The sequence below is a fragment of the Cetobacterium somerae ATCC BAA-474 genome (assembly GCF_000479045.1).
GTDB classification, from domain to species: domain Bacteria; phylum Fusobacteriota; class Fusobacteriia; order Fusobacteriales; family Fusobacteriaceae; genus Cetobacterium_A; species Cetobacterium_A somerae.
Window position 1 is genome coordinate 1 of the sequence record NZ_KI518113.1, and the last position, 2,959, is coordinate 2,959.

Sequence of the window (2,959 nt, forward strand, 5' to 3'; positions counted from 1 at the left end):
TAAATAAGTTGCTGTTTTTCCTAAATCAGTTACTAATCCTAAATCTGCTACTCCAAAAATAGGTGCCGCTTTATCTTTATTTATAGCTATTATGTACTCTGACTCCTCCATTCCAGCTAAGTGCTGTATTGCTCCAGAGATTCCAAATGCAAAGTATACATCTGGTCTAACTGTTTTTCCTGTTTGTCCAACTTGTCTATCATGACTTACTATTCCAGCATCAACTAATGCTCTAGAAGCCGCTGCTACTCCACCAAGTTCATTTGCAAGAAGTTCTAAGTTGTCAAATCCACCTTGAGCTCCAACTCCTCTTCCTCCTGAAACTAGTATTTTAGCCTCTGTAATATCTACTTTTGCTTTTGCTTCTTTTATTATATTTAAAACTTTTACTTTCATTTTTGAGTGATCAAAATTAACTTTAAAATCTGTAATTTTTCCATCTCTATTCTCATCTTTTGATAATCTTGTCATAACTCCAGGTCTAACTGTTGACATTTGAGGTCTATGATCAGGACAGATGATAGTGGCCATTAAGTTTCCACCAAAAGCTGGTCTTGTCATTAAAAACTCTCTATTTTCTCCAATCTCTAACATTGTACAATCAGCTGTAAGTCCTGTTTCAATTCTAGATGAGATTCTAGGTCCTAAGTCTCTTCCAAGTGTAGTCGCTCCAATTAATACAATCTCAGGTTTTCTTTCGTTAATAACTGCTGAAAATGCTTGTGTATAAGCTTCAGTATCATAGATTGCTAACTCTTTTGAATCTACTACTACAACTTCATCAGCACCATAAGCAACTAACTCTTTAGCTAAATTTTGGATGTTATATCCTAAAAGTACAGCTGTAACTTTCTCATCAAGAGATTTAGCTAACTCTTTTCCTTTACCGATTAACTCTAATCCAACATTTTGTAGTACTCCCTCTCTTTGCTCAGCAAAAACAAGGATCCCTCTATATTCATTTAAATTCATGACATTCTCCTTCTTTAAAATTTTAGATTATAAATTTTTCCTTTAATTTTTCAACAATAATTTTCGCTGCTTCTTGAGGGTCAACTTCATAAAGCTGTCCAACTGCTTTAACACCTTTAGTAAATGATTTTTTAACTTTTGTTGGAGAACCTTTAAGTCCTAATTTTTCTTCATCTATATCAGATAATCTATCTACTCCCCAAACCTCAACCTCTTTATTGAAAGCTTCTACAATGTTTTTAACGTTCATATATCTTGGTTTATTTGCTTCAGCTAAGATTGTCATTAAACAAGGTTTTTGAACTTGAAGTAACATGTATCCCTCTTCAGTAGCTCTTTTTACTTCAAATGTATCTTTTCCATCAAACTTAATATCATTTACATATGTAATTTGTGGAAGATTTAAAAATTCAGCAATTTGTGGCCCAACTTGTGCAGTATCTCCATCAATAGCTTGTCTTCCTGCGATAATAAGGTCATAATCTAACTCTTTTAAAGCTGCTGATATCGCATGAGATGTAGCTAGTGTATCTGCTCCTGCAAATTTTCTATCAGTTAAAAGTATTGCTCTATCTACTCCCATAGCAATAGCTTCTCTTAAAGCTGAATCAGCTTGAGGAGGTCCCATTGTTATAGCAGTAACGTGAGCTCCAAATTTATCTTTTAATCTTAATGCTTCTTCTAATCCACCTTTATCATCTGGATTTATGATACTAGGTACTCCATCTCTAATAAGAGTTCCTTTAACAGGATCTAATCTAATCTCTGTAGTATCAGGTACTTGTTTTATACATACAACTATTTTCATTCTGTTTAATCCTCCTAATTTACTTTAGTAATGATCCTGCGATAACCATTCTTTGAACTTCTGAAGTTCCCTCATAAATCTCAGTAATTTTAGCATCTCTCATCATTCTCTCAACAGGATACTCTCTTGTATATCCATATCCTCCATGAAGTTGAACAGCTTTTGTTGTTACATCCATAGCTGTTTCAGCAGCAAATAGTTTTGCTGTAGCAGCATCAACTGAGTAGTTTTCTTTTCTAGATTTTTTCCAAGCAGCTTTGTAAACTAGGTGTTTCGAAGCTTCTACTTTTGCATACATATCAGCAATTTGGAACTGTGTATTTTGGAATTGAGAAAGAGCTCTTCCAAATTGTTTTCTCTCTTTTACATATTTAATAGTTTCATCTAAAGCTCCACCAGCAATTCCAAGAGCTTGAGCAGCAATTCCAATTCTTCCTCCATCAAGAGTCATCATTGCAATTTTAAATCCTTTTCCAATAGCTCCAACTAAGTTTTCCTTTGGAATTCTACAATCTTCAAAGATTAACTCACAAGTAGCAGAACCTTTAATTCCAAGCTTTTTCTCTTTTTTACCTACAGAGAATCCAGGAGTATCAGCTTCAACTATAAAAGTAGAGATACCTTTTAAACCAGCTGATTTATCAGTCATGGCAAATATAATATAAACGTGAGCATATCCAGCATTTGTTATAAATATTTTAGAACCGTTTAATACCCACTCATTAGTTTTTTCATCAAACCAAGCAGTAGTTTGTTGTCCAGCAGCGTCAGTACCAGCGTTTGGTTCAGTTAAACCAAAAGCACCAATCCATTCACCAGAAGCCATTTTAGGAAGATACTTTTGTTTTTGCTCCTCAGTTCCAAACTCTAAAATAGGAGCAACTCCTAAAGATGTATGAGCAGAAAGGATAACTCCAGTAGTACCACAAACTTTTGAAAGCTCTTCAACAGCCATAGTATACATAATTTGGTCTCCACCAGCACCACCGTATTGAGTAGGAATAACAATTCCCATAAGACCAGTTTTACTCATTTTTTCAACAGTTTCAACAGGGAATCTCTCTTCCTCATCAATTTCAGCAGCAAGAGGTTTAACTTCATTTTCAGCAAAAGCTGTAATCATTTGCTTAAAAAGTTCTTGCGATTTAGTTAATGTAAAATCCATTTATTTCCTCCTAA

At 34.3% G+C, this 2,959-nt stretch carries 3 protein-coding genes; all 3 read right to left on the reverse strand.

Annotation, left to right across the window (positions count from 1 at the left end; all coding sequences use genetic code 11):
- Window positions 1–972, reverse strand: a 972-nt coding sequence (locus tag HMPREF0202_RS04325) for an electron transfer flavoprotein subunit alpha/FixB family protein (RefSeq protein WP_023052070.1), incomplete at its 3' end; no start/stop codon positions are given.
- Between the two features lie 22 nt (window positions 973–994).
- A complete protein-coding gene (locus HMPREF0202_RS04330) occupies window positions 995–1,780 on the reverse strand; it encodes an electron transfer flavoprotein subunit beta/FixA family protein (RefSeq protein WP_023052071.1) in 786 nt (261 codons plus the stop codon).
- 19 nt (window positions 1,781–1,799) lie between these two features.
- Window positions 1,800–2,945, reverse strand: a complete 1,146-nt coding sequence (locus HMPREF0202_RS04335) for an acyl-CoA dehydrogenase (protein ID WP_023052072.1) — start codon at window positions 2,943–2,945, stop codon at window positions 1,800–1,802.
- Window positions 2,946–2,959 lie beyond the last annotated feature (14 nt).

Bases quoted from the DNA above. Each gene is read 5' to 3' on its own strand.
- HMPREF0202_RS04330 (WP_023052071.1), bottom strand. From the start codon at position 1,780: ATGAAAATAGTTGTATGTATAAAACAAGTACCTGATACTACAGAGATT.
- HMPREF0202_RS04335 (WP_023052072.1), bottom strand. From the start codon at position 2,945: ATGGATTTTACATTAACTAAATCGCAAGAACTTTTTAAGCAAATGATT.